The sequence below is a fragment of the Eggerthella sp. genome (genome assembly GCF_048329335.1).
GTDB classification, from domain to species: domain Bacteria; phylum Actinomycetota; class Coriobacteriia; order Coriobacteriales; family Eggerthellaceae; genus Eggerthella; species Eggerthella lenta.
In genome coordinates, this window is sequence record NZ_DBFEGU010000242.1 from 1 (window position 1) to 2,850 (window position 2,850).

The window sequence follows — 2,850 nt, forward strand, 5'->3', positions numbered from 1 at the left end:
GTGGTCGCCATCGCGGGCGCGGCGGCGGGCGCGATATGGTCGCTCGCTGAGCGCAGGCGGCGCGCGCGACGGGCGTGAGCGCCCGACTCCGGATTCGTGGCGGTTTTTCCTACAACCCCAGGCCCTTCGCCACGTTGGCGATGAAGTCCTGGACGTTCGTCACGATGCCGCGCGAGGCCAGAGAGCCGCGGTCGATGAGCTTGTTCACCGCGAACTCGGCGATGTCCACGCAGTAGAAGTACACCTGGCGCACGGTGCCGTCCGCGAGCACGCGGTACGATGGCGTCATGTTGCCCGTGGCGATGGTGTGCAGCATGGTGGCCATGCACACGACCGTGGTGGCTTTGCGCAGGTGGGAGCGCATGGCGTCCTGCGCATCGTAGGCGTTGCCCAGCACGCACGGAAGCGGGCCGTCGTCGCGGATGGAGCCGGCCAGCACGTAGGGCACGCCCTTCTTCTCCAACGCGTGCATGATGCCGCCCGACACCTGCTCCTCCTCGATGAACCGGCCGATGGAGCCGTACAGCCGCACGCGGTTGATGGTGTCCAGGTGGTTGTAGTGGCCGAGCGGGCGGTTCTCCTGCGTCTCGATGTCCTGGCCGAGCGCCGTGTGGAAGTAAGAGCCCTCCAGATCGTGCGTGGCCAGCGCGTTTCCGGCGAACACCGCGTCGACGTAGCCCGCCTCGATGATCTTGGAGAACGCCGTGCGCGAGAAGCCGTTGAACGAGAACGCCGGCCCCATCACCCACACGACGTAGCCGTGTTCGCGCTCGTGCTTCAGCAGCTCGTAGAGCTCGTCGTACTCGCGGGAGAACGCCGTCTCGCGCGAGCGCCCCAAGCGGAAGGCGAAGTTGTCGGCGTGGCGCCCTGCGTCGGCCAGCTCGCCTTCGCCGTCCGGCGCGGGGTCGAACCCGGTCGTGTGGACGTAGATGCCCTGCTCTCCCGACTCGGTGCGCCCGCACACGATGGCATCTCCCGCGCGGATGTGGCGGAACTCGCGCACGAAGATGCGTCCGTCCTCGCAGACGGGAACGCAGTCCATGCGGCTGTCTTCCGCGAGCAGCCATGCGCCGTCGATCTTGAAGTACTCGGGGTAGATGCTCATCGCGTGGTAGCCTTCTGGCGCCACGCCGTCTTTCGGCGCCGGCAGCAGCACGGCGTCGGGCGCGCCGGCCAGCGGCTCGCGGTGGAAGTCGGGAGCGGTGTAGGGGTTCAATGCGAAGCTCATGGGCTGCCTTCTCTCCAAGGCCGGCTGAGGACGTCCGGCTACTTTCGTTCGCATGCGATTATACACGGCGACGAGGCGAAGGCTTCGGAGGACTCGCCCGCATCGCGGGCTTCGCGCGCCGGCGAGTCTACAGCAGCTTGGCCAGCTTGTCGATGGCCGCGTTGCACGAGTGCCCCTGCACCAAGCCGACCTTCGCGGTGAAGGCTGTGAGCTCGATGCGCGCGCCGCCGCCCGTGGACACGAGTTCGGCGACGACGACGGCGGGGTTCGCGACGATGCCCTTGTTGAAGTAGGCGACGTAGGGGTTGCCCGTCGGAGCCTCGTGCAGCGTGATCAGGCTTTTGCGGATCTGCGCCGCCGCGCTGCGCAGCCTGTCGTAGGCTTCGTTGCCGGAGCGGCCCAGCTCCACGACGCGCGTCTCGGTGCGCAGCTTGGCCATCTTGGCATACGCTGCCGAGGAGTCGCCCATGCCGATGCCGCCCGCGACGGCTTCCAGCGGGTCGCCGCTCATGATGCCGTCGAGCACGGCCAACGGGTTCGCTCCGGCTTTCGCCTGGCCTTTCGCCAGGATGTTCCTGATCTCGTTCGTCGCTTGCATGGGCGGCTCCTCTCCTCGCGTTCCGAATGCGCCCATCATAGCTGGAGGATCCACACCGAAAGGACACCAAAGACGCAGCCGCGATCTGCCATCCCGAGCGAGCGAAGCGTCCTGCAGCGCGGCGTGTTCTTTTCCCGTTCGCGGCCGTCCGAAGGCGGCGGTTGCGGGTAGAATGGAACCTTATCGTCATCCCTGATTTCTGGAGGTCGTTCCCGCATGGTCGAGCGCGCAGCAGAAGAAACGTCGGAACCCGAGGACGCGGCTTTCGCGCACGGGTCGCTGGGGCGGCTCGCGCCCGCGTGGTGGGAGCCTGCCGAGGGTGAGCCGGAGCCCGAGCCGTGGCTTTCGCCCGACGCGGCGCTCGACCGCTTCCTCGACTGGACGACCGCGCGCGGCATCGAGCTGTGGTCCCACCAGGAGGAGGCGCTCATGGACCTCATGGTGGGCGACCACGTGATCCTCGGCACGCCCACGGGCTCGGGCAAGTCGCTCGTGGCGCTGGGGATGCAGTTCATGGCGCTGGCCACGGGGAAGCGCTCGTACTACACGGCGCCCATCAAGGCGCTGGTCAGTGAGAAGTTCTTCAACCTCGTGGAGGTGCTCGGCCGCGAGAACGTGGGCATGATCACGGGCGACGCGCACATCAACGCCGAGGCGCCCGTCATCTGCTGCACGGCCGAGATCCTGGCCAACCAGGCGCTGCGCGAGGGCGAGGCCGCCGACGTGGGCTGCGTGGCCATGGACGAATTCCACTTCTACGGCGACGCCGATCGCGGCTGGGCGTGGCAGGTGCCGCTGCTCACGCTGCCGAAGACGCAGTTCCTCCTCATGAGCGCCACGCTGGGCGACGTCAGCGCCATCGCGGCGTCGCTCAAGGAGCGCACGGGCACGGACGTGGATGTCGTCGCCGACGCGCCGCGCCCGGTGCCGCTGTCGTACGAGTACGTGGAGATGCCGCTCGAGGGCACGGTGGAGCTGGCCCTGCGCAAGGGCGAGGCGCCGCTGTACCTCGTGCACTTCTCGC

At 68.1% G+C, this 2,850-nt stretch carries 3 protein-coding genes; 1 reads left to right on the forward strand and 2 read right to left on the reverse strand.

Features of this window, described 5'->3' with window-relative positions:
* Positions 1-109: 109 nt before the first annotated feature.
* On the reverse strand, positions 110-1,228 hold the full coding sequence (locus tag ACMO6A_RS07905; RefSeq protein WP_009304402.1) for a hypothetical protein: 1,119 nt from the start codon (positions 1,226-1,228) through the stop codon (positions 110-112).
* 127 nt (positions 1,229-1,355) lie between these two features.
* Positions 1,356-1,826 (reverse strand): hypothetical protein, encoded by a 471-nt coding sequence (locus ACMO6A_RS07910; protein WP_015760563.1) that lies wholly within the window; start codon positions 1,824-1,826, stop codon positions 1,356-1,358.
* 216 nt (positions 1,827-2,042) lie between these two features.
* Between ACMO6A_RS07910 and ACMO6A_RS07915 the strand changes: the two genes are divergently transcribed.
* A partial coding sequence (locus tag ACMO6A_RS07915; RefSeq protein WP_418471044.1) for a DEAD/DEAH box helicase occupies positions 2,043-2,850 on the forward strand: 808 nt, incomplete at its 3' end.